Origin of the sequence: Stenotrophomonas sp. A3_2 (genome assembly GCF_036624925.1) — a bacterium.
Classification (GTDB): Bacteria; Pseudomonadota; Gammaproteobacteria; order Xanthomonadales; family Xanthomonadaceae; genus Stenotrophomonas; species Stenotrophomonas hibiscicola.
Window position 1 is genome coordinate 45,690 of the sequence record NZ_JAZKVY010000226.1, and the last position, 23,753, is coordinate 69,442.

Below are 23,753 nucleotides of genomic sequence, written 5' to 3' on the forward strand. Positions count from 1 at the left end.
TGACATGAAACAGCATCGTATCGCCCGCGCCGGCCAACATGCCGCTACGCTGGGCCTGATCCTGGGGATGGGCCTGCTGGCCGCCTGCCGCAGCCATGCGCCGGCCACCGACGGTCCTGCCGAAGCCACCGCCGTGCAGTTCCCGGAGGCCTCCAGGGCCTCGTTGAAGGAAGGCATCTATCCGGACGTCGCCGACCTGCGCCGCTTCGCGCCGGGCATGAGCAAGCGGCAGTTGTACACGCTGCTGGGCACGCCGCATTTCAATGAAGGCATGTGGGGCGTGCGCGAGTGGAACTACCTGTTCAACTTCCGCACCGCGCAGGGCGCGGAGTACTTCACCTGCCAGTTCCAGGTCCGCTTTGACAGCAAGGGCATTGCCCAGGCGGGGTACTGGAAGCCGGAATCGTGCGCGGCCGTGCTGGAGCCGCCGCGGCCACCGGCGCCGCTTGCACCGGCACCGCTGCCGGAGCAACCCCTGCGGCTGTCTGCCGACGCGCTGTTCGGCTTCGACAGCGCTGTACTCAGCGCCGAGGGCCAGCAGGCGGTGCAGGGCATCCTGGCGCAGGTGCGTGAAGCCGCACAGGTGCAGTCGATCCGGGTGACCGGCTACACCGACCGTATCGGCAGTGCCAGCTACAACCAGACCCTGTCGCAGCGCCGCGCCGAGGCCGTGCGCAGCGCGCTGGTGCAGGGCGGCGTGCCTGCAGCCAGCATCAGCGCCGAAGGACGCGGCGCGGCCGAGCCGATCGTGCAGTGCGAGCAGCGCAATCGGCGCGAGCTGATCGCCTGCCTGGCGCCAAACCGTCGCGTGCAGATCGCCGGAGTGGCACAGCCGCGCTGAAATCCCCTCACCGGGGCCAGGCCCCGGTCCCGAGTCCCCCCTGACCGCCGGCAGGCGTGGCAACGTCTCCCCCGTCGTCCACGCCTGCCTGCGGCTCAGGTCTTCTAACGGTGCACGCGATGAACGCTCAATTCCTGCCTCTTTCCATGAAGACGGAAACCACACTCAGCGTGTACGGCCAGCTCGGCAACCATGCCGTGGTACGCATTCCCGGGCGGCGCCTGCCAGGCCTGATCCTGCAGGCCGATACCGTGGCCGGGTTCCTTGCCCAGCTGCAGGAGGCCCAGGCCTGCCTGCGCAGCGGCCGCGCGCAGCGTACCGATGCGGAGCTGGACATGCTGATCGACGTGCTACAGCAGTGGTATGCGTTGATCGAATCTCGTCTGGCCGACGCCGGCGAGGCGCTGTAGACGACAAAAGGGGACGGAGGGGATTAAGTCGTTTCCGGCACGACACGGGCATGTGCGACTTAATCCCCTCCGTCCCATTTTTCTACGCGTGGCCGCGGACCAGCCAGCAGGCGGCATCCACGCGTACGCGGTCGTTCTCGACGAACGGTGCGAATGCGGCCAGTGCTCGGGCCAGCAGAGAATCGGCGCGTTCCTTCGGCATCGTGCGCAACGCCAGGCCCAACGGGCCCACTTGGCCGACATAGGTAGGCAGGTCCTCGCGGGCGAGCGAGCAGGGCAGGTCTACCGCAACAACCTCCACGTCATTCCAGCCGGCGGCCTGCAGCAGATGCTGCACGCGCTCGCCGTCGGCAAAGGCGAACTGGCCCGGTGCGCCCGGTACGCGGGGCGGAAGATCCAGGGCATCGCCGATGGCGCGCTCGGCGGTGGTCATGAACGGATTTTCCCCGGCGCCGCGCCAGGCGAGGAAACGCAGGCCGGCACCCGGTCGCGCCGCGCGGCGCAGGTTGACGAAGGCGGCCTCGGTATCTTCGAAGAACATCACGCCCAACCGAGATTGGATCCAGTCGAAGTGCGCGGTGGGCAACGGATGCTGCTGTGCGTCGGCGACGATGAAGTCTGCGTCCAGCCCTGCCGCCTCGGCGCGTTGACGGGCCAGCGCCAGCATCGGCGCGGAGATGTCCAGGCCGGTGCAGTGCGCCGACGGGCGTGCGGCGGCTGATGCCAGCAGGCTGGCCCCGGTACCGCAGCCGATGTCGAGCAGTTGCGTGACGGTTTCCGGAAGTTCGGCCACGAGCAGGTCGGCCATCGGCTGGAACAGGCCATCGAGAATGGCCTGCTGCGCAACCCAGACCTGGCCTCCAGGGCCGTTCCACAGGGCGTTCTGATCAAGGGGGGGGGGTGCTGGCCATGGCCTTGCCTCGGTGGGTAGTTGCCCATAGGTTGGCGCTTGAAGGTCACTTGAGGTCAAGCCCGTGCGCGAACTGGATATTGGCGAGGTGGTCAAGCGCAGCGGCGTGCCGGCCTCGACCCTGCGCTACTACGAACAACTTGGGCTGCTGCAGGCACTGGGCCGTCGCGGCCTGCGCCGGCAGTACGACGAGCAGGTGCTGGAACGGCTCGCGTTGATCGGCCTCGGCCAGGCGGCCGGGCTGTCGCTGCAGCAGATCGGTGCATCGCTGCCGTCGCAGCAGGGGTGCATTTCACTCGACCGCGAGGCACTGCTGGCACAAGCCGAGGTGCTGCAGCGGCAGATCACCCGGTTGCAGCGGGTGCGGCGGCACCTGCAGCGCGCGGCGGCCTGCCCGCAGGCGGAGGACGCCCGGAAGTGCGGTTCGTTCCAGAAACTGCTGCGTGCGCAGCAGCGCATGGCGGGTCGGTGAGAGAAGCATCCACGCATGGCGTGGATCTACTTCACCACGACCTCGGTAGATCCACGCCATGCGTGGATGGAATCAATCGCGGGTACTGACTTCCCAGGTGGCATGCAGCACGCCCGGCACCTGCTCCATCCGTGCCAGCACCACGTCCAGTTCATCGGCACTCACGGCCGTACTGACCAGCACCGCGATCACATCGGTAGGCGCGTCGGCATGCTCGGCCACCTGCACATCGCCCACCGGATACTGCGCCGCTTCCAGCGCATCGACCAGGCGCTCGCGCACCCGCGGCACGGCGTCGGCATCCACGCTCAGGCGCACCTCGTAGGTGGCTTCGGTCGCTGCCTCGTTGATCGGAATGCGGTTGATGGCATTCACCAACGGCCGCAGCAGGGTGTTGCCGGCGATGATCAACACGGTCAGCAGCACGCCCTCGGCCAGCATGTCCGCGCCGGTGCAGCTGCCGACCGCTGCAGAGCACCACAGGGTGGCGGCGGTGTTCAGGCCACGCACGTTCATGCCTTCCTTCATGATCACGCCGGCGCCGAGGAAGCCGACGCCGGAGACCACGTAGGAGATCACCCGCACCGCCTCGGCACTGCCGGCGATGCGCATGCCGAGGTCGACGAAGGCGGCGGCGCCTACGGCCACCAGCACATTGGTGCGCAGGCCGGCGGTGCGTTGCCGGTACTGGCGCTCGGCGCCGATCAGCGTGCCCAGCACGAAGGCGGCCAGCAGGCTGACCACGGTGTCGGCGAAGGGACCGGCCTGGAAGGTCTCAATGAAGCGCATGGCCGGAGTCTACCCGGTCGAGGTGACAGTAGATCCACGCCATGCGTGGATTTCCAGCGGTCCACGCCACGCGTGGTTAGCCAGCGTGCCAGAAACGACTTAATCCCCTCCGTCCCCTTTTTGCGGGGTCAGTCGGTGTCCTCGACGCGCTCGCCCATCAGCTCGCGCTGGCGCTTGTCCAGTTCCTCGGCGTAGCGCTTGCGCACGAAGGCTTCGGAGACGACGCCCAGCACCTGGCCGTCGGCGCCGACCACCGCCAGTTCGTCGGCCTGGGTCTGGTCGAAACGCTGCATCACGCTGACCACGTCCGCGGCCGGCGACAGTGAAACGTCACGGTTCTCGGCCAGCTCGCCGATCATGGTCTCCGGTTTCACGCCATCGCCGTAGACCCGTGGAATCTGCACGATGCCAGCGTAGTGGCCCTCGCTGTCGATCAGGATCACCCGGCTGCCCGAGCCCAGCGGGAAGCGCTGGCGGAACGCGGCGGCATCGAGATCGGCCGGAGTAGTGGCCACGCCCTTGCGCATCAGCCGGCCGGCGTTGAGGTTCTGCACCCAGCCCACGTCGCGGGCGCTCTTGATGGTCTCGCCGCGCAGGTGCATGCGCCAGGTCGAGAACGAGTAGCCGAACCACTGCCGCACCAGCGTGCTGGACACCAGTACCGCGCTCATCACAACGCTGGTCAGCAGGAAATCGTGCGTGCCTTCCAGCACCAGCATGGCCATGGTCATCGGCGCGCCAACGACGGCAGCAGCCAGCGCGGCCATGCCGGCCAGCGCGGCCGAGGTGGCGTCGATCACCGGAACGCCGGTAGCCATGCCCAGCAGTCCGGCGAACAGCGCGCCGACCAGGGTGCCCATGAACAGCGAGGCGAAGAACAGTCCGCCACGGAAGCCGAAGCCCAGCGAGATGCCCGAGGCCAGGCACTTCAGGGTCAACAGGCCGCCGATCCAGATCAGCGGCAGGTGCGTGGTCAGGTCCAGATGCAGGGCGCCGTGGCCCGACGACAGCACCTGCGGGCTGGCCAGTGCCAGTGGAATCAGCAGCAGCCCACCCACCACCGGCCGTCCCCACGCGGGCAGGGGGCTGCGCTTGACCGTGCCTTCGATCGAGGCGATCAGCCGCATGATGGCGATGCCGACCATCGCGCAGCAGCAGCCCAGCAGGCCGTAGATCGCGTAGTCTGCGGCGCGCACGTCGATGGTCGAGGCCGCTGGCAGTAGATAGGCTTCGATGCCGGCCTGGTCGGCCACGAACGCGCCGGCCAGCGCTGCGACGGCCACCGGTGCCAGCGCAGCGGGGGTGTAGGCGCCGATGACGATCTCGAAGGCGTAGAACGCACCGGCCAGCGGCGCACCAAACGCAGCGGCGATGGCACCGGCGGCACCGGCACCGACCAGGATGCGCACGTCGTTGCGACGCAGGCGCATCACCCGGCCCAGCTGCGAGCCGCTGCCCGCGCCCATCTGCGTATACGAAGCCTCAAGGCCGACCGACGCGCCGCAGCCGTTGGACAGCAGGGTCTGGGTCAGCACGATCAGGTTGTCGCGCATCGACATGCGGCCGCCGTGCAGCGCATTGGCTTCCACCGCATCGAGCAGTGGCCGTTTCAGTCGCGTCGCCGCCAGGCTGACCAGGCCGACCAGCAGTCCGCCCAGTGGCAGCACCAGTAGCGCGGTCCAGGTCAGCGAGGGCAGGGAGCTCAGCCGCATGCCGTCGTCCAGCCCATACAACGTGCCCTGCAGCCAGCGCGCGATGCCCGACTGCAGCAGGGTCAGGTAGCCGGCGATCAGGCCAACCAGCAGCGCCAGCGCGATGAACCACAGGTCGCTGCCGCGCAGGCGCAGGCGCAGGCCCTGGAAGGCCAGATGCAGGCGCGATGGCGAAACGGGCGAAGACATGGTGGCGGCATGATACGCCGCCACCGTGAGCGCCACCGTCACCGCATCGGGCGGCTACCGGCTCAGAAGCGGTAGCGGCCCTTTACGTAGAAGGTGCGTGGCGCAGCCACCATGCGGCCGGCGTTGCCATCGACGTTGCGGGTGTACCAGCGCTTGTCGGCCAGGTTGTTCACGCCCAGTGCAATCTCGCTGTCACCCAGGCCCGGCACCTGCCAGGCCACCTGCGCGTTCCACAGGCGCACGCCCGGCACGCGACCCACGCGCGCATCGGCGGTTTCTTCCCAGGTGTTGGCGGCGTCGGAGAACTGGCCGCTCTGGTGGGTGCTGGAGACGTTGAAGGTCCAGCCGGCCAGCGCGTAGCGGGCGCCGATGCTGTCGGTGTCGCGCGAGTAGAACGGCACGTCCAGGCCACGGTTGTCGCCGGACTGCTGGATCGCCTTGGTCCAGGTGTAGTTGGCGTACAGCTCCAGCCCGGCCAGCGCGCCGTCCTCGGCGAAGTGGTACTCCAGTGCGCTCTCCACACCCTTGTGGTCGGTGGCACCAATGTTCTGGAAGGTGGGCGGGGTGATGCCCGGCACCTGCAGGATCTGGTTGTCGAAGCGCATCTTGAACACGGTCACTTCCGCGCGCAGTGCCCCATCCTGCCAGCGTGCGCCCAGCTCGGTGGTCCTGGCCACTTCCGGGTTCAGCGGATTGCTGGCGGTCTGCGAATTGAGCTGGATGTTCTGTACCGGTCCGAACGAGGTGGTGTAGTTGCCGAACACGGTCAGCTGCGGAGTCAGCAGGTAGGCGATGTTGATCGAGGGCAGGGCCTTGTCGTTGCGGCTGCTGTAGGTCGCCGCGCCCGCGGCCTGGCGGCGGGCCATGTCGATCCATTCCATGCGCACGCCCGGGGTGATCCGCCACTGGCCGATGGCGATGCGGTCGTCGATGTAGAGCGCATGGGCATCGGTGGCGTTGTCGAACCGGGTGGTGGCACTGGCCACGCCGGTGCGTCGGGCGACGGTGTAGCTGCGGTCGTTGCCACGTTCGCGCAGGAAGCGGTAGCCCGCGGTGATGTCGTGCACGCTGGCGCCCCAGTGCAGGCGCTGGGTGTAGCGCGGCTCGATGCCGAGCACGCGGTAGTCACGCGGCTGCACGGTCAGCTGGGTGTTGGCGGCGTTGATCAGCGAGCTGGCACGGGTGCTCTCGTTGTAATAGGCCAGCACCTCGAACTCGCTGTTGGCCGACAGCGTGTTGGTGTAGCCCAGGTCGATGCCGGTGCGGTGGCCCTTCCAGAAATCGGTCGGCCGGGTGTTCTGGAACGGATCGGCCTCGTACTGCGCACGGGTCAGGCCGCCCGGCGTCAGCGAGCGTACGTCGTAGTAGGACAGCTTGGCACGCAGCTCCTGCTGTTCGTCGATGGCGTAGGCGAACTTCAGCGCGAGATCGTTGAAGCGGTCATCGCTGCCCTGGCGCCAGCCGCGACCATCCTGGCCGGAGTACAGCAGGGCGGCGCCCAGATCGTTGTCGCCGGTACCGCCAAGGAAGGCGTTGTACTGGGCGCTGTCGCCGCCGCCATGGTCGTAGGCGGTGTAGCGCACGCCGGCTTCGCCGTGCAGGCCGGCCTCGGTGGGAATGGCGCGGGTGCTGAAGTTGATGATGCCACCGACGTTCTGCGGCCCGTAGCGCACCGCGCCGCCGCCGCGCACCACGTCGATCGACTCGATGTTGGACAGGCTGGTCGGCGCGAACGACAGCTGTGGCTGGCCATACGGCGCCACCGCCAGCGGCACGCCGTCCAACAGGACGGTCGAGCGCGGCGAGTAGCGCCCGGTGAGGCCGCGCACGCCGATGTTCAGCGACACCGAACTGCCAGCGGTGCCGGAGTTGTCGGTGACCTGCACACCCGGAATACGGCGCATGGCATCGCCGATGCTGGCCGCGCCGCTGGCCTCGATGCGCTGGCGGTCGACCACGGTGCGCGCGCCGGCAAAGCGCTTGACGCTGTCATGCAGGCCGGTACCCAGCCAGCTGCCGGAGACCTGGATGCTGTCCAGCGTGGTAGCGCCGTCCTGGGCGAAGGCACGGGTGGTCGGGAGCAGGCACAGGGCGAGGGCGGCGGCCAGGGGCAGGCGGGCCGGTTGCAGGGCGAGGATGGGCATCGGTGCAGGCTGTGGAAGGTCGTAAATGAGAATTATTGCTGATTCCATTCGCTATTGGAATGCGCCTCCGGTTCATGCCGATGCCCCGGTGATAGAGTGGGCGATTGCTTACTGACTCGCTGAGATCTGCCATGTCCCAAGCCGCTTTCTACCCCGTCGGAACCCCTGGCCAGCCGTGGGGAGCGGCGGAACGGGAGGTGTGGCGTGGCCGCCAGCAGCGCCTGCGTCGCTATGACGAGGAGGTGCTGCCCCGCATCGAGGCGCTGGCTTCGCGCTTCGACAAGGTGGCCTATGGCCAGCTCGACTACGCTGGCGAGACCTACACTCTGTTCGCCCTGCGCAGCCGCGATTGGAACACGGCGCTGCCGGCTGCCCTGGTTACCGGTGGCGTGCACGGTTATGAGACCAGCGGCGTGATGGGCGCGCTGGAATTCCTCGAAAAGCACGCCGCCGACTACGCCGACAAGGCCAATCTGCTGGTGGCACCGTGCGTGAATCCGTGGGGCTTCGAGCGCATCAACCGCTGGAACTTCGATGCGATCGACCCGAACCGCAATTTCCGCGCCGATGGCCCGGCCCGCGAGTCGACCGCGCTGATGGAGCTGATCGCACCGATCAAGGACCAGTTCGTGCTGCACATCGACCTGCACGAGACCACCGACAGCGACGAGAGCGAGTTCCGCCCGGCGCTGGCCGCGCGTGACGGCAAGCCGTTCGAGCCGGGCCTGATTCCCGATGGCTTCTACTTGGTGGACGACAGCGAGAACCCGCAGGCGGCGTTCCAGCAGGCAGTCATCGCCGCGGTGGAGAAGGTCACCCACATCGCGCCGGCCGACGACAAGGGCGAGATCATCGGTTCGCCGGTGGTGGCCCACGGCGTGATCGAGTATCCGCTGGTGAAGCTGGGCCTGTGTGCCGGCATCACCGGTGCGACCTACACCACCACCACCGAGGTCTACCCGGACAGCCCGCGGGCGACCCCGCAGCAGTGCAACGACGCCCAGGTGGCAGCGGTGTGCGCGGCGCTGGATTACGCGCTCGCCCATCGTTGACCGGTAGTGCCGGGGCCCGGGCGCGCACCCCCCCCCCACACGGATTGCGCGCCCCGGCCCGGGGGCCCCCACCCCCCCCACTCGGTGGGGCCGGCCCCGCGCCCGGCGCTACCTCACCCCCACGCGTCGGCCCACCACAGCGCCGCTGGCCCCGGCGGCGTGTCGCGGCGCCACAGCAGGTCGCTGTGGATGCGCCGCGGCCACCCGGGCAGGGTCAGTTCCACCAGTTGCCCGCGGTCGTAGCGCTGCACCAATGCGCGGGGCAGCTCGGCCCAGCCGATGCCATCCTCGGCCATCTCCATCACCATCAGGTAGTCGGTGGCGGTCCACGCCAGCCCGGTAACCGCCCGCGCATGGTCGACCTCCGCGCTCAATCGCACCTGCCGGTACCGTGCCAGCTGGGAAGCTGCGCGACGGCCGGCGTCGGCCAGCGCATGGTCGCGCGCCACATACACCGACAGTTCGCTGTGATGGGCCAACGGCCGTGCCACCAGACCATCCGGGTAGCTTTCCTGGCGCGGCAGCAGGCCCAGCGCGGCGCGACCACTGCCGACCAGTTCCAGGACGTCTTCGCCTTCGGCATCCAGCCATTCCAGTTCGATCTCGGGGAACGCTTCGGCAAAGCGCTGCAACACGCGCTGCTCCGGATCGAGCTGATACACGTCGGAGAACACCACGGTCAGCCGCGCTTCGACCGGGGCGGCCAGCCGCACGCTCAACTGCTGCAGGCGGGTATCGGCGGCGAGGATTTCCTGGGCATGGGCGAGCACCTGGCGCCCGGCTTCGGTCAGCTGCGGGTAGCGTCCACTGCGGTCGAACAGGCTGACGCCCAGGTCCGCCTCCAGGTGGGCGATGGCGGTGCTGACCGTCGATTGGGTCTTGCGCAGGCGACGCGCCGCCGCCGAGAACGATCCGAGCGCGGCCGCTTCGACGAACGCCTGCAGGGATTCAGGGGAATAGGGCATTGATCCATCGCTCCTATCGATGGTATCCATTTTGAATCGACCGTAAAAGGCGATGATACTGTCCGCCGTCGCCCCCTGTCTGCGGGGCATCCACGCACGGCGTGGATCTACTGAGGGCGGGGCGCTGTCCGCGTCCCGCAAGGAGTTTCACATGTCCCGTACTGTTCCCGCCCGTGGCGCGCTGGTCGCCTGGGCCTGCCTGACCGTGGCGATCGTTGCCGAAGTGGTCGGCACCTCGTTCATGGCCCATGCCGCCCGCGATGGTGGCTGGACCGGCTACCTGATCATGGCCGGCGCGCTGGCGTTGTCCTACTTCTTCCTGGCGCAGTCGGTGCGCCGCATTGCTGTGGGCGTGGCCTACGCGGTGTGGGAAGGCCTGGGCCTGACCCTGCTGACCGTGGTCGGCCTCACCGTGTTTGGCGAGAGTCTGTCGCTGCAGCAGCTGGCCGGCCTGATGCTGGCCGTGGCCGGCATCGTCTGCGTCACCCTCGGGGAGGCGCACTGATGAACACCTTGGCCCTGTTTTTCGTGATCTGCTCGGCGCTGATCGACGTCGCCGCCAATATGATGGTAGCCAAGTCGGAAGGCTTCCGGCGCTGGCGCTGGGGTGTCGGCGCGGTCGTCATGGTCTGGATCGCCTTCGCCCTGCTGGGCCAGGCGGTGCGCTACATGGACCTGGCCACCGCCTATGCGATGTGGGGTGCAATCGGCGTGATCGGTACCGCCACTTGCGGCCGCGTTTTGTTCGGCAACCGCCTGCGGCCGATCGGCTGGGTTGGCATCGCCTTGGTCACGGCGGCGGTACTGCTGCTCAGCACCGCCAAGTAGCAGCACGCCTTGTCGCGAGCTGGGCGGCGATTGTGCAGCGATTTGCGAAGTCGCCCCTGCTCATCGACACTGCGGTTTTCCACATGGAGTGCCCGCATGTTCAGCCACATCACCGTAGGAACGAACGACATGGACGCCGCGCATCGCTTCTACGATGCCCTGTTCGCCGCGATGGGGGCACGTGCGGGCGTATTCGACGAGAAGGGACGGCTGCTGTACTTCAAGGATGGGCGGATGTTCGGTGTAACCGCGCCGATCGATGGGCAGCCAGCGTGCCATGCCAACGGTGGCACCATCGGTTTCAGTCTGGGCAGTGCAGAGGCCGTGCGTGCCTGGCAGGAAGCTGGCGTGGCTCACGGTGGTACCGCCATCGAAGATCCCCCCGGCGTCCGCAACATGTCCGGTCGGCAGGTGTTCCTGGCCTATCTGCGTGACCCGGATGGCAACAAGCTGTGTGCGGCGCATGTGATGTCGTGATTGGACAGGACGCGCGTGGCCGCACCGCAGCCCGCGCGGCCAAGGTTGCGCTCCGGCGCGCGCGTGATAACACGGAATGGTGGGCCGGGCCTGTGACCACAGGCCGCAACTTCATGCTCTGTCCACTGCGGTTCAGCCAGAATCGGTCGGCTAACCCTTTGATCTACCGGAGAACGCCGCCCCATGGATGTACTGGAGCCGCAACAATCCCCGGTGCGCACCCTTCGGCCTGTGTTCGCCTTCGCGGCGATCGTTGTCGTGGCGTTCGCGCTGTTCGTCAGCCTGTTCCCGCTGGGGGCAGGCCGCCTTCTGCTGAAGGCACAGGACTGGGCCGCTCTCAACGTCGGCTGGTATTACCTGCTGGCGATGACCCTGTACCTGGTGTTCGTGGTGGGCGTGGCGCTGTCCAAGTACGGTGGCATCAAGCTGGGTGCCGACCATGACGAACCGGAGTTCAGTTACCTCTCCTGGGCCGGCATGCTGTTCGCGGCGGGCATCAGCATCACGCTGTTCTTCTTCTGCGTTTCCGAACCGCTGACCCACTACCTGCAGCCGCCGCAGGGCGATCCGGCCGCGGGCGAGGCCGGTGCGCGCCAGGCCATGCAGCTGCTGTTCCTGCATTGGGGCCTGCATGGCTGGGGTGTGTTCGCGCTGGCGGCGATGGCGATGGCCTACTTCGCCTACCGCCACAACCTGCCGCTGGCGCTGCGCTCGGCGCTGTACCCGCTTATTGGCAAGCGCATCAACGGCCCGATCGGCTACACCGTGGACGCGCTGGGCATCGTCGCCACCGTGTTCGGCATCGGTGCCGACATGGGCTTCGGTGTGCTGCACCTCAATGCCGGCCTCTCGCACCTGTTCGACATTCCGCACTCCAACCTGGTGCAGATCGTCCTGGTGGTCAGCATGATGGGCGCGGCCGTGGCCGTGGCCGTGTCCGGCGTCGAGAAGGGCGTGCGCTGGATGGCCAACATCAACATGCTGCTGGCGATCGCGCTGGTGCTGTTCATGCTGTTCGCCGGGCCGACGCAGTACCTGTTCGGCACGCTGATGCAGAACCTGGGCGACTACCTCGGCAGCGTGGTCGGCAAGAGTTTCGATGTGTATGCCTACGGCGGCCGACCGGAATGGCTGGGCGGCTGGACGGTGTTCTACTGGGCCTGGTGGATCGGCTGGGCGCCCTTTGTCGGGCTGTTCATCGCGCGCATCTCGCGCGGCCGCACCATCCGCGAATTCGTGTTCGGCGTGCTGCTGATCCCGCTGGGTTTCACCCTGGCGTGGCTGTCGATCTTCGGCAACAGCGCGCTGGACCAGGTGCTGCACCACGGCCAGCAACAGTTGGCGCAGCTGGCGGTGGATGATCCACCGACCGTGCTGTATGCGCTGCTGGACGGCTACCCCTGGAGCCGCGCGGTGATCACGGTGACAGTGCTGGTCAGCTTCATCTTCTTCGTGACCTCGGCCGACTCGGGGGCGGTGGTGTTGTCCACGCTGTCCTCGCACGGCGGTGCGCCGGAGGATGATGGTCCGCGTTGGCTGCGCGTGTTCTGGGGCACGGTGATCGCGGTGCTGACCGCCGGGTTGCTGCTGGCCGGCAGCATCGATGCGCTGAAGTCGGCGGTGGTGCTGGCGTCGTTGCCGTTCTCGGCGATCCTGTTGTTGATGATGTGGGGGCTGACCCGCGCCTTCAGTGACGAGTCGCACCGCAAGCGCGCGCTGCAATACCGGCCGTCGCCGTTGATCGGAGAAGATCGCCACCACCAGGGCTGGCGCCAGCGCCTGAGCCAGGCGATGCATTTCCCGGTGCGCGACCAGGTCTACCGCTTCATGGATGACACGGTGAAGCCGGCGATGGAAGCGGTGGCCGAGCAGCTGCGCGGGCAGGGCTGGGACGTGGCCACGCGCTTCGAGGCGGGCGACATGGAGTTGACGGTCAACCATGGCGAGCAGCAGGACTTCCTGTACCGGGTGATCCTGAGCGGTTACCTGACCCCGTCGTTTGCCGCGCAGCAGCTGCGCAACCAGCGCTACTACCGCGCCGAGGTGCACCTGTTCGAAGGCAGCCAGGACTACGACCTGGTGGGCTACAGCCGCAAGCAGATCATCAACGACATCATCAGCCAGTACGAACGACACCTGCAGTTCCTGCACCTGAGCCGGTGATGCGGTGGGTACGGACCGTTGGTCCGCACCCCCTGTAGAGCCGAGCCCGCGCTCGGCTCCTCGGTGTCGGAAGAGCAGCCGAGCATGGCTCGGCTCTACAGTCGCAATCAGAACCTGTAACGAGCGCCCAGCGAGACGAACTGTCCGCGCAGGTTGTACTGGCTGATGTCGAAACCGTTGGAGCCACCGGCGGGGTCGAACGGCGGGTCCTTGTCGGTCAGGTTCAGCACCGACAGCGACAGCGTGGTGTTGGGAATACCTTCGTACGCTACGTACAGGTCCAGCTGGTGATACGGCTTGATGCGGTCGCGCAGGCCCGGGTTGCTGGTTGCCGTCGCCACACGCTGGTCGTAGCCACTCACGTACTGCAGGCTCAGCGTACTGCTCCAGTCGCCCACCGCCCAGTTCAACGAGGTGGTGCCGCGGGTACGCGGCAGCGCGCCGTGGCGGTTGTTGCCGGCGCCGTCATACGGTGCCTGCCCAGCCACCAGCGGCTGCTTGAAGCTGAGCAGGTGGGTCCAGCTGCCGGCCACGGTGAAGGTGCCCCAGCCCACGGTGCGGAAGGTGCGGCTGGCGTCCAGATCCAGCCCCGAAGTGGTCAACTCCCCTTGGTTGGCGTACTGGTTGGTGATGAACTGGATGCGTCCCTGCGCATCACGTTGCACGCGACCGGGGAACAGCGTCGGGTTGTCGACGATGAACTGCGCGCTGTCCGGCTTGACCAGGTTGTCCTGCTCGATGCGGTACCAGTCCAGGCCGATGCTGGTATCGGCATCCGGGGACCACACCGCACCCAGGTTGAAGTTGCGCGAGCGTTCGGCCTTCAAGTCCGGATTGCCGGTGCGGATGTTGGTCACGCCACGACTGCCGCCGGGCTGCAGCGGATCCAGCGGATCGATCACCGAGCCGTAGCTGACGGTCTGGCCCGGCGCGATCTCCGGCAGCGAGGGTGCCCGGAAGCCGCGCGAGAACGAGCCGCGCAGCAGCAGGCTGTCCAGCGGCTGCCAGCGCAGCGCCACCTTCGGCGAGAACGCCTTGCCGAAGTCATCGTAGTGATCGCCGCGGCCGGCCACCTGCAGCTCCAACGTGCGGTGCAGTGGCACGCTCAGTTCGGCATAGGCGGCACTGACCTGGCGCTCGCCGTTGACCACGTTGATGGCCGGGCGCAGTTCGGTGCCCGACAGCACCTGCGCGCTGGTGCGCGCATCCAGCGATTCCTTGCGGAACTCGGCACCCCAGGCGAAGCCGACCGCACCGGCCGGCAGCTCCCACAGCGAAGTCGAGGCCTTCACATTCAACGCGTGCAGCTTGTACCAGCCGGGGCGCTTGGTCTGCAGGCGCAGTGCATCCAGCGCGCCCGGCGTGCTGGACGGGTTGAGGAAGTTGTAGCTGCCATCGCGCAGGATCTGCTCGAACGCATAGCGATTGACGAAGTTGTCGACGTACTCGCGCTGCGCACTCTGCGAGGTCAGCGCTGCCACTTCCCAGTCCCAGCGTTCGCCGCTGCCGCGCACGCCCGCCAGGGCACGGTAGAACACCTGCGTGTTGTCCTTCAGGCGCGGGCCCAGATCGAAGAAGGTGTACTCGAACGGCAGCGGCGTGCTGCCCGGATTGTTGGGATGGCCGACCGGCAGCACCGCCGGCACGTCGATCAGCGTGCCGCTGGCCGGGTTGTAGGCGCGCAGGCCGGGGCCGACGGTCAGCGGCGCGCTGAAGATCTGGTCGGCCTTGTTGTGGCTGTACAGCACATCGGCGAAGGCCTCCACGCTGTCATTGAAGCGGTAGGTCGCGCTCAACGAGGCCTGCAGGCGCTCGGCGCCGGGTTGCAGGGTCTTGAATGGTTGTGCATTGAAGGCGCAGGCCTGGCCGGGCAGGGTGCTGCCGAAATCGCTGTAGGGACGCAGCTGGCTGCCATCCGGGCAGTTGGCGAACGGTTGCGGCGCGCGCGGGTTGGACAGCCAGTTGCCACCGGCGGTGGACCAGCCGGCCAGGCGGCCACCGGGCTTGTCGCGGAAATCGCCACTGCGGGTGTAGGCGCGCTGGTCGGCATCCAGGCGGTCGCGCTTGAGCAGGTCCAACCCGAACAGCACGTTCCAGCCCTGCTGCTCCAGGTCGCCGAAGCCGGCCAGCAGGTTGGCCTTGCGTTCGTCCAGGCCGCCCTGTGTGGCGGTACCGAAGCCGCCGCCCACTTCCACGCCCTGGAAGTTCTTGCGCAGGATGATGTTGATGACACCGGCGATGGCGTCGGAGCCATACACCGCCGAGGCGCCGTCCTTCAGCACTTCGATGCGTTCCACCGCGCTGATCGGCAGCGCGTTGAGGTCGACGAAGGTGTCCTGGGTATTGAGCGCGAAGCCGAAGTTGGACACGCGGTTGCCGTTGACCAGCACCAGCGTGTTCTTCGGCGACAGGCCGCGCAGGCCGATCGAGGCCGAGCCGGCGGCGAAGCTGCCGGTGTACTGCTCGTCGAAGCTGTTGCCGGCATTGGCCGACAGGTTGCGCAGTACGTCGGTGAGGGTGGAGCGGCCGGTCTGCTCGATCTGTTCGCGGCTGACGATCTGCACCGGGTTGGGCCCGGCGGTATCGCTGCGCTTGATGTTGGAACCGGTCACCAGCACGGTGCCGAGGGTGGTGCTGTCCTTGCCGGTGTCGGCGGATTCAGCGGCGCCGGCAGCGCCGGCGGTGAGGCCCAGCGCAATGGCGCCAGCAAGCAGGTTCAGGGTGGTGCGGTACATGGAAGCGACTACGCCGAACGGGGGAGGAGCCGTCAGTACCGCATGCAGGTATATGCACCTTCCAATGACGAAAGCGCATTCAGTTATACATCACAGGTTCTTAACGAAAGTAACCGCTCTCGGCGGCGCGGTCTGTGCTTCGGTGGGTGCGGACCGTTGGTCCGCACGCCCCTGTAGAGCCGAGCCTACGCTCGGCTCCACATACTGGCCGGAAAGCAGCCGAGCATGGCTCGGCTCTACAGAACGCAATGTCAGACGATCACGGCCGCAGCAACACCTTGCCGTTACGGCCCGAACCCGCACCGGCCTTCGCTGCCCGGGCGATATCGTCCAGCGCGAAGATCTGCTCCACCGGCAGGGTCAGCTCGCCGCTCGCCGCACGCTTCAGCAGTTCGCCAACCAGCCGGCGCTTGTCCTCCACCGCCATCGCCTGGCTGACCTTGCTGCCCCAGAAGCCCTTCACTGTCGCTTCCTTGTAGATCAGGCCGCCGGCCGGGATGCGCATCGGTTCGCCGCTCATCACGCCGAACGACACCAGCGTGCCGTGGTGGCCGAGCAGGTCGACCAGGTCACCGCTGGCATCACCGCCGATGGAATCCACCGCGGCCGCGGCCTGTGCTTCGCCGGTCGCTTCACGCACACGATCCTTCCAACCATCCACCGAGGTGTCGAACACATGATCGACGCCCAGCGCCCGCAACTGCGCGACCGCATCGGCATTGCGCACCAGGTTGGCCACATGCACGCCACGCGCCTTCGCCAACATCGCCAGCGACTTGCCGACCGCGCCGTTGGCGGTGTTCTGCAGGATCCACTGGCCCGGCTCGACGTGCAGGAATTCCAGCAGCATCAGCGCGCTCAGCGGCATCGCGATCAACTGTGCGGCCATCTCGTCCGGAATCGCCTCCGGCATCGGAATCACCATGCGTTCCGGTGCAATGAACGCTTCGGCCCAGGTACCGTGCACCGATGCGGCGGCGACGCGTTGGCCGATCTGCAGGCCGTCGACGCCGTCGCCCAGTGCGTCGACCACGCCCAATGCTTCGCTGCCGCCAATCGCCGGCAGCGTCGGCTTGTAGCCATACAGCCCGCGCACGGTCAGCAGGTCGTGATTGTGGATCGAGGCCAGCACAGTGCGGATGCGCACCTCGCCGGGGCCGGGCTCGGGCAGGGCGGCATCGGCAGTGGCTAGGACGTCGGCCGGGTTGCCGAAGGAGGAGTACTGGGCAGCGCGCATGGGTGGTATTCCGGGGAAAGTTGATGTTGTACCGAACTGGGGCCGCAGGGGCTGTCGACAAGGCGCCGCAGCTGCAACACGGCATCCTGCGACTGATCGTCGCGACATGTGCTGATTACCGCATCTTGTGTTGACGGTTCGGGATATCCCCACTATGTTGTGGCCGTCACTCCCGGTCAGCCGCCGCCGCCGGACATACAGCAAACGTCCCGCGGCCCGCCCCTGATGGCTTGCCGTGTCGACGCGGCCGCCATCGTGCGGACGCAGGTCGCCCCCACGGCCCGGATACCGGCCGCAGGCGCAGGCAGATGCCGACGACCTACGTTCCCGTGCCCTGGCAATCCACCCGTTCGCCCCGTGCGCCGGTATCGCGTTCAGGGCCGCCATGGCATCGACCGCCAAAGCGCGTGCGAGCCTGGAGTTCCACCACCATGACCGACAGTACCTTCCGCGTGGCCGATCTGGCCGGCGCCGGCGACGCCTTGCGCGCCGGTGGCGAGCGCGTGCCGACCTGGATCACCAAGGAGGCCGGCAACCGCCGCCTGCCGTTCGAGGCCGAGCGCCTGCAGCGCAGCATCGACGCCGTGCATGCCGAGTTCCCGCAGCTGGACGTGAGCGACTATCGCCGCGTGGTGCAGGCGATGGTCGAGCGCAAACCGAGCATCAGCGCCGACGACCTGGTCGATCTGCTGATCCGTGAGGCCGAATCGCGTGTGGACCTGGTTGCACCCGAGTGGGAACAGTTTGCCGCGCGCATCTACCTGCGTCGCCTGTACAAGCGCGCCAGCCGCAACCGCTTCTACGACGTCGGCCTGAAGTACGGTTCGTATGTGGGCCTGCAGGAAAGCCTGGCTGACCGCGGCATCTACAGCAACGACATCCTGCGCTGCTATTCGAAGGAAGAGCTGCAGCAGGCCGGCGAGATGATCGACCCGGAGCGCGACCGCCTGTTCGCGTACAACGGCCTGTACCTGCTGGCCACGCGCTACCTGGCCAGCGATCGCAGCCGCGAGGTCTACGAACTGCCGCAGGAGCGCTGGCTGACCATCGCGCTGTACCTGATGCAGGAGGAAAAGCCGCGCGAACGCCGCATGCAGCTGGTCGGCGAGGCGTACTGGGCGCTGTCCAACCTGTACATGACCGTCGCCACACCGACCCTGGCCAATGCCGGCAAGGTGGGTGGGCAGCTGTCCAGCTGCTTCATCGACACGGTGGACGACAGCCTGCAGGGCATCTATGACTCCAACACCGATATCGCCCGCGTGTCCAAGCACGGTGGCGGCGTCGGCGCCTACCTGGGCTATGTGCGCAGCAGCGGCGCGCCGATACGGGGCGTGGCCAATTCCTCCGGCGGCGTGGTGCCGTGGATCAAGCAGCTCAACAACACCGCGGTGTCGGTCGACCAGCTTGGCCAGCGCAAGGGCGCGGTGGCGGTGTACCTGGACATCTGGCACCGCGACATCGAAGCCTTCCTGGATCTGCGCCTGAACAACGGTGACCAGCGCCTGCGCGCGCACGATGTGTTCACCTCGGTGTGCGTACCCGACCTGTTCATGGAAGCGGTGGAACGCCGCGCCGACTGGTACCTGTTTGACCCGCACGAGGTGAAGCAGGCCAAGGGCTGGTACCTGCAGGACTTCTACGATGAGACGCGCGGCGCGGGCAGCTTCCGTGACCGCTACGCCGAACTGGTGGCCGATGAGCGCATCAGCCGCCGAACGGTGAAGGCCATCGATCTGTTCAAGCGGATCATGCTCAGCCAGCTGGAGACCGGCAACCCGTTCCTGTTCTACCGCGACGAGGTCAATCGCCGGAATCCGAACAAGCACGCGGGCATGATCTATTCCAGCAACTTGTGCACCGAGATCCTGCAGAACATGAGTCCGACGCGGATGATCCAGGAGATCGTCAGCGGCGACCAGATCGTCACCACACGCCGCGCCGGTGACTTCGTGGTCTGCAACCTGTCCTCGATCAACCTCGGCCGGGCGATCAGCGCACCGGATGACCTGCTGGCCACCGATGTGCTGGAGCGCCTGATCCCGATCCAGGTGCGCATGCTCGACAACGTGATCGACCTCAATGCGTTGCCGGTGCCGCAGGCCACGATCACCAACCGCAAGTACCGCGCCATCGGCCTGGGCACGTTCGGTTGGCACCACCTGCTGGCGCAGCAGGCGATCCAGTGGGAATCTCCGGATGCCGAAGTATTGGCCGACCATCTCTACGAACGCATCAACTTCCTGACCATCCAGGCCAGCGCGCAACTGGCGCAGGAGAAGGGCAGCTATCCGATGTTCGCCGGCAGCGATTGGCACAACGGACGCTATTTCAGTGACCGCGGCTACAGCGGCGCGGCCTGGGACAGCCTGGCCCGCGAGGTCGCCACGCACGGCCTGCGCAACGGCTGGTTGCTGGCCGTCGCGCCGAACATGAGCACCGCGCAGATTGCCGGTTCCACCGCATCGATCGACCCGATCTACAGCGCGTTCTACTACGAGGAAAAGAAGGATTTCCGGCGGCCGGTGGCGGCGCCGGGCCTGTCGCTGGAAACCTGGTCGTACTACGAGAAGGGCGCCTACAAGGTCGACCAGTTCGCCAGCGTGCGCCAGAACGCGCGCCGCCAGCGGCATGTCGACCAGTCGATCAGTTTCAACCTGTATGTGCCCAGCACCATCCGTGCGAGCACGCTGCTGGAGCTGCACCTGAGCGCCTGGCGCGAAGGCCTGAAGACCACCTACTACGTGCGCTCCAACGACATCGACATCAGCGAATGCGAATGGTGCTCCAGCTGATCGCTGCGCCTCTTGTAGAGCCGAGCCCGCGCTCGGCTCAGACGCGAAGAGCAGCCGAGCATGGGCTCGGCGCTACATCCGCAATGCACGTAATACGAAGGTAAACGACCATGGCAACCCCCCTCGACCGCATCAAGATCCTCGAACCACGCCACCCCAACCGCAGCACCGGCATCATCAACGGCCAGACCAGCGGCATCCTCAACTGGAACGATATCCCGTACCCGTCGTTCTATCGGGCCTACAAGGAGCTGTCGACCAACTTCTGGATTCCCGACGAAGTGGACATGAAGCTGGATGCGCGCCAGTACGGCGAGCTGTCAGGGCGCGAAAAGAACGCCTACGATTCAATCATCGGCCTGCTGGCCACGCTGGATTCACCGCAGACGCGCTTCATCTACAACGTGGCCGAGTACATCACCGACCCGGCCGCGCATGCCAACGCAGCCATCATCGGCCAGCAGGAAGTGATCCACAACGAGAGCTACAGCTACGTGCTGGCCTCGATCACCGACCTGCCGAACCAGAACCGCATCTTCGAGATCGCTCGCACCCACCCGACCATCATCAAGCGCAATGCCCCGATCATGGGTGCGTATGACGATTTCATGCGCGAGAAGACCGCCGAGACCCTGCTCAAGTCGTTGATCCAGTCCTCGATCCTGGAGGGCATCAATTTCTATTCCGGGTTCGCGTACTTCTACAACATGGTGCGGCAGAACCGCATGAACGGCACCGGCAAGATCATCAGCTTCATCAATCGCGACGAGCTGGCCCATACCAAGTTCATCAGCGAGCTGATCCGCGCCATCATCGGCGAAAACCCCGAGCTGCAGACCAATGAGTTGACCGCCTATGTGCACCAGTCATTCGAACATGCCATCGAGCTTGAGACGCAGTGGTCGTCGGAGGTGCTGGATGGCATCGATGGCATCGACGTGGACGAGATGACGCGCTACGTGAAGTACCGGGCCAACAAGATGGCCGGCATGCTCGGCATCGAGCGCCTGTACAGCGACACCACTGACAACGTGATGCCGTGGATCAAGGCCTACGCCGACAACTTCACCGAGACCAAGACCGACTTCTTCGAGATGCGCAATGCAAGTTACAAGAAGACCAACGTCGACAACGGCTTCGACGATCTCTGAGCCTGGCGCCGTGCTGAGCATCCTGATGGTGGTCGCCTCCTTGAGCGGCAACACCCGCGAACTCGGCCGGCAGATCGCCGAACGCTGCCGCGTTGCCGGTCATGCGGTGTACTGGCAGGAGGCCGACGACCTGCGCCAGGCACCGCCGCTGGCGGCCGATGAGGCCGACCTGGTGCTGCTGGGCTGCTGGACCGACAACGCCGGCCGCACGCCAGCGGAGATGAAGGCATGGGTGGCCGGCATCGCCGAGCGCGGCGAGCGGCCACGGCAGCTGGCGGTGTTCGGCACCGGCGAAACGCAGTGGGGGCAGGAGTACTACTGCGGCGCCGTGCACCGGCTGATCCGCTATTTCCGCAGCGACTATCCGCCGCTCGAGATCGAGCAGATGCCGCATGGCGAGCGTCACGCCGCAGCCATCGACGCCTGGACCGATACGGTCCTGGCCCACTACTGGAGCAACACCGATGCAGATCATCGACGCCACCACGCCTGAGCAGTTCCAGCAGCTGCTGGCCGAACATCCGCGGGTGCTGGTGGATTTCCACAAGGACCAGTGCCCGGGCTGCCGGATGCTGGAGATGTCGTTGCATCGCGTGGCCAACAGCGTGGCGGGGCAGGGCACGACCCTGCTGCGCGTGCAGCTGGAGGTGCTGGGTGAGGCGTTCTTCAGGGAGCTGGGACTGCGGCAGACGCCGACGCTGTCCCTGTTCCGTGACGGTAACGAACGCACGCGCCTGGCCGGGTTCCAGTCGCCGCAGCAGATCGAGGCCGCGATCGCGCTGCATTTGTAGAGCCGAGCCCATGCTCGACTGCCGTTCGCGCGGTGAGCGATGAGTCGAGCATGGCTCGACTCTACAAGGGCATCCACGCGTGGCGTGGATCTACCGGGGCAGGGTCCGTGCTTTGGCGTCAGGCTCCGCTGAAGGTATCCACCAGCAGCTTCACGTTCAGCACCACGATCACCAGCGCGATCACCCAGGCAATCGCGCCCAGCCAGCGTGGTGCGACCAAGGCGCCCATCGTCACCTTGTCGGTCACGATCCGCACCAGGGGGATGATCGCGAACGGCAGCTGCATCGACAGCACCACCTGGCTCAGCACCAGCAGCTCCACCGCGCCCTGGTCGCCGAACAGCATGATCACCACCACCACCGGAATGATCGCCAGTGCGCGCGTGATCAGCCGACGCAGCCACGGCGGCAGGCGCAGGTGCAGGAAGCCTTCCATCACGATCTGGCCGGCCAGCGTGGCGGTCACTGTCGAATTCAGGCCCGAGGCCAGCAGGGCAATCGCAAACAGTGTCGCCGCCGCGCCCACGCCCAGCATTGGCGCCAGCAGCTGGTGCGCCTGCTCGATGTCTTCCACGTCGAATCGGCCATTGGCATGGAACACCGCCGCTGCCAGGATCAGGATGCTGGCGTTGATGAACAGTGCCAGGGTCAGCGCGAGGGTGCTGTCGGTCACCGCCCAGCGCAGCGCGCTGCGGCGGCCTTCGTCGGTACGCGGGTAGGCGCGGGTCTGCACGATGGACGAATGCAGGTAGAGATTGTGCGGCATCACCGTGGCACCGATGATGCCGATCGCGATGTACAGCGCGTGCGGATCGGTCACTACCTGCGCGCGCGGAATGAAGCCGCCCAGCACGTCCATCACCGGCGGCGCAGCCATCGCGATCTGCACCATGAAGCAGGCGAAGATCACCATCAGCAGCGCGATCACGAAGGCTTCCAGCGCACGGAAGCCGCGGTTCATCAGCAGCAGGACCAGCAGCGTATCCAGCGCAGTGATGACCGCGCCCCAGAGCAGTGGCAGGTCGAACAGCAGCTTCAATGCGATCGCGGTGCCGATCACCTCGGCCAGGTCGCAGGCGATGATCGCTGCCTCGCACAGCGCCCACAGCGCCAGGTTCACCGGCTTCGGGTACCGCGCGCGGCAGGCCTGCGCCAGATCCATGCCGGTGGCGATGCCCAGCCGTGCCGACAGCGCCTGCAGGATCACCGCCATCAGGTTGGAGATGAGGATGACCGACAGCAGCAGGTAGCCGAAGCGCGAACCGCCGGCGAGGTCGGTGGCCCAGTTGCCCGGGTCCATGTAGCCGACCGAGATCATGTAGCCCGGGCCGAGGAAGGCCAGCAGGCGGAACCACCAGTGCCCCTTGTCGGGTACCGCCACCGAGGCATTGAGCGCGCCCAGGCTGGCCGGGGTGGAGGCCGAAGGGTCGTGGGGCGCCAGGGTGTTCATGGGTCCGAATATAGCTCCTGCTATAGTCATTAGCAATGTGAAACAATCGTCTTTATCGCGTTGCTGGTCCAGAATTCAGTTTCAAACCCGGAGTAGACCGGAAGGACAGGCGCAGGCGTGGGCAAGACCGACGATTCGACATCGCTGAAAAGCACCCCCTTGATCGAGGCTGAGCGCCAGGTCGAGAGCTTCCGGCAAGTGCGCGAAGCGCACCGGATGGAGCTGGTGGAGGACTATGTCGAGCTGATCTCGGACCTGCTGGCCGATGGCGGCGAGGCCCGCCAGGTCGACATCGCCACCCGCCTGGGCGTGGCCCAGCCCACCGTGGCGAAGATGCTGCGGCGCCTGGCCCGCGATGGCTGGGTGGTGCAGCGACCGTACCGCGGCGTGTTCCTGACCCCGGAAGGCGAGGCGCTGGCCCATGCCAGCCGCCAGCGGCACCAGACCGTGGAGCGTTTCCTGCTGGCGCTGGGCGTGGACCCTGACACGGCACGGCGTGATGCGGAGGGTATCGAGCACCATGTGAGCGAGCAGACGCTGGCGCTGTTCGAGGCGTTCGTGCGCAAGGCCGAGGGCGGCTGAGCCACGTTTCCTGTAGAGCCGAGCCATGCTCGGCTGCTGTTCGCGCGATGACAGGGAGCA

General features: G+C 66.8%; 21 protein-coding genes. 13 read left to right on the plus strand and 8 right to left on the minus strand.

Annotated elements, in window-relative coordinates:
• Positions 1-4 precede the first annotated feature (4 nt).
• Positions 5-841: an OmpA family protein gene (locus tag R5H29_RS08025; protein WP_134731548.1), complete on the plus strand. Its 837-nt coding sequence runs from the start codon at positions 5-7 to the stop codon at positions 839-841.
• 119 nt (positions 842-960) lie between these two features.
• The gene (locus tag R5H29_RS08030) at positions 961-1,251 is read left to right on the plus strand and encodes a DUF6959 family protein (RefSeq protein WP_019659952.1); all 291 of its coding nucleotides are present in this window, start codon (positions 961-963) and stop codon (positions 1,249-1,251) included.
• 82 nt (positions 1,252-1,333) lie between these two features.
• Here R5H29_RS08030 and R5H29_RS08035 read toward each other — a convergent pair whose 3' ends face one another.
• A complete protein-coding gene (locus R5H29_RS08035; RefSeq protein ID WP_332329030.1) occupies positions 1,334-2,059 on the minus strand; it encodes a class I SAM-dependent methyltransferase in 726 nt (241 codons plus the stop codon).
• 166 nt (positions 2,060-2,225) lie between these two features.
• Here R5H29_RS08035 and R5H29_RS08040 point away from each other — a divergent pair, with 166 nt between their 5' ends.
• A complete protein-coding gene (locus R5H29_RS08040; protein ID WP_332329031.1) occupies positions 2,226-2,633 on the plus strand; it encodes a MerR family transcriptional regulator in 408 nt (135 codons plus the stop codon).
• 72 nt (positions 2,634-2,705) lie between these two features.
• Here R5H29_RS08040 and R5H29_RS08045 read toward each other — a convergent pair whose 3' ends face one another.
• From R5H29_RS08045 to R5H29_RS08055, 3 genes are all read right to left on the minus strand, one after another.
• The gene (locus R5H29_RS08045; protein WP_332329032.1) at positions 2,706-3,422 is read right to left on the minus strand and encodes an MgtC/SapB family protein; all 717 of its coding nucleotides are present in this window, start codon (positions 3,420-3,422) and stop codon (positions 2,706-2,708) included.
• 128 nt (positions 3,423-3,550) lie between these two features.
• Positions 3,551-5,323 carry a chloride channel protein gene (locus R5H29_RS08050; protein ID WP_227844730.1) on the minus strand — a complete coding sequence of 591 codons (1,773 nt, stop codon included), beginning with the start codon at positions 5,321-5,323 and terminating at the stop codon, positions 3,551-3,553.
• Between the two features lie 62 nt (positions 5,324-5,385).
• On the minus strand, positions 5,386-7,467 hold the full coding sequence (locus tag R5H29_RS08055) for a TonB-dependent siderophore receptor (RefSeq protein ID WP_332329033.1): 2,082 nt from the start codon (positions 7,465-7,467) through the stop codon (positions 5,386-5,388).
• Between the two features lie 131 nt (positions 7,468-7,598).
• On the opposite strand from R5H29_RS08055, the gene R5H29_RS08060 reads away from it, so the two are divergent.
• Positions 7,599-8,519: a M14 family metallocarboxypeptidase gene (locus R5H29_RS08060; protein WP_332329034.1), complete on the plus strand. Its 921-nt coding sequence runs from the start codon at positions 7,599-7,601 to the stop codon at positions 8,517-8,519.
• A gap of 113 nt (positions 8,520-8,632) precedes the next feature.
• On the opposite strand, the gene R5H29_RS08065 is transcribed toward R5H29_RS08060, so the two are convergent.
• Positions 8,633-9,484: a LysR family transcriptional regulator gene (locus tag R5H29_RS08065; protein ID WP_332329035.1), complete on the minus strand. Its 852-nt coding sequence runs from the start codon at positions 9,482-9,484 to the stop codon at positions 8,633-8,635.
• Between the two features lie 151 nt (positions 9,485-9,635).
• Here R5H29_RS08065 and R5H29_RS08070 point away from each other — a divergent pair, with 151 nt between their 5' ends.
• The 4 genes from R5H29_RS08070 (at position 9,636) to betT (ending at position 12,952) form a co-directional block, all read left to right on the plus strand.
• Positions 9,636-9,989 carry an SMR family transporter gene (locus R5H29_RS08070; protein WP_134735563.1) on the plus strand — a complete coding sequence of 118 codons (354 nt, stop codon included), beginning with the start codon at positions 9,636-9,638 and terminating at the stop codon, positions 9,987-9,989.
• Positions 9,989-10,312: a multidrug efflux SMR transporter gene (locus R5H29_RS08075; RefSeq protein ID WP_134731558.1), complete on the plus strand. Its 324-nt coding sequence runs from the start codon at positions 9,989-9,991 to the stop codon at positions 10,310-10,312. Before R5H29_RS08070 ends, R5H29_RS08075 begins: the two co-directional genes overlap by 1 nt.
• Positions 10,313-10,408: 96 nt before the next feature.
• Complete coding sequence (locus tag R5H29_RS08080; RefSeq protein WP_332329036.1) at positions 10,409-10,789, plus strand: VOC family protein; 381 nt, start codon at positions 10,409-10,411, stop codon at positions 10,787-10,789.
• A 183-nt stretch (positions 10,790-10,972) separates the two neighbouring features.
• On the plus strand, positions 10,973-12,952 hold the full coding sequence (gene betT, locus R5H29_RS08085) for a choline BCCT transporter BetT (protein WP_332329037.1): 1,980 nt from the start codon (positions 10,973-10,975) through the stop codon (positions 12,950-12,952).
• Positions 12,953-13,059: 107 nt separating this feature from the next.
• On the opposite strand, the gene R5H29_RS08090 is transcribed toward betT, so the two are convergent.
• Both R5H29_RS08090 and R5H29_RS08095 read right to left on the minus strand, forming a co-directional pair.
• Complete coding sequence (locus R5H29_RS08090; protein WP_332329038.1) at positions 13,060-15,687, minus strand: TonB-dependent receptor; 2,628 nt, start codon at positions 15,685-15,687, stop codon at positions 13,060-13,062.
• Between the two features lie 259 nt (positions 15,688-15,946).
• Positions 15,947-16,924 carry a zinc-binding dehydrogenase gene (locus R5H29_RS08095; RefSeq protein ID WP_332329039.1) on the minus strand — a complete coding sequence of 326 codons (978 nt, stop codon included), beginning with the start codon at positions 16,922-16,924 and terminating at the stop codon, positions 15,947-15,949.
• A 431-nt stretch (positions 16,925-17,355) separates the two neighbouring features.
• On the opposite strand from R5H29_RS08095, the gene R5H29_RS08100 reads away from it, so the two are divergent.
• From R5H29_RS08100 to R5H29_RS08115, 4 genes are all read left to right on the plus strand, one after another.
• A complete protein-coding gene (locus R5H29_RS08100; RefSeq protein ID WP_332329040.1) occupies positions 17,356-19,719 on the plus strand; it encodes a ribonucleoside-diphosphate reductase subunit alpha in 2,364 nt (787 codons plus the stop codon).
• 110 nt (positions 19,720-19,829) lie between these two features.
• Positions 19,830-20,870 (plus strand): ribonucleotide-diphosphate reductase subunit beta, encoded by a 1,041-nt coding sequence (locus R5H29_RS08105; protein ID WP_111102417.1) that lies wholly within the window; start codon positions 19,830-19,832, stop codon positions 20,868-20,870.
• A gap of 25 nt (positions 20,871-20,895) precedes the next feature.
• On the plus strand, positions 20,896-21,363 hold the full coding sequence (locus R5H29_RS08110) for a flavodoxin (RefSeq protein ID WP_080112517.1): 468 nt from the start codon (positions 20,896-20,898) through the stop codon (positions 21,361-21,363).
• Complete coding sequence (locus R5H29_RS08115) at positions 21,335-21,661, plus strand: thioredoxin family protein (RefSeq protein WP_111098131.1); 327 nt, start codon at positions 21,335-21,337, stop codon at positions 21,659-21,661. Before R5H29_RS08110 ends, R5H29_RS08115 begins: the two co-directional genes overlap by 29 nt.
• Before the next feature lie 118 nt (positions 21,662-21,779).
• On the opposite strand, the gene R5H29_RS08120 is transcribed toward R5H29_RS08115, so the two are convergent.
• Positions 21,780-23,111, minus strand: coding sequence for an Nramp family divalent metal transporter (locus R5H29_RS08120; protein WP_332329041.1), 1,332 nt, complete (start codon positions 23,109-23,111; stop codon positions 21,780-21,782).
• Positions 23,112-23,228: 117 nt separating this feature from the next.
• Between R5H29_RS08120 and mntR the strand changes: the two genes are divergently transcribed.
• Complete coding sequence (mntR, locus tag R5H29_RS08125; RefSeq protein ID WP_019659934.1) at positions 23,229-23,693, plus strand: manganese-binding transcriptional regulator MntR; 465 nt, start codon at positions 23,229-23,231, stop codon at positions 23,691-23,693.
• Positions 23,694-23,753 lie beyond the last annotated feature (60 nt).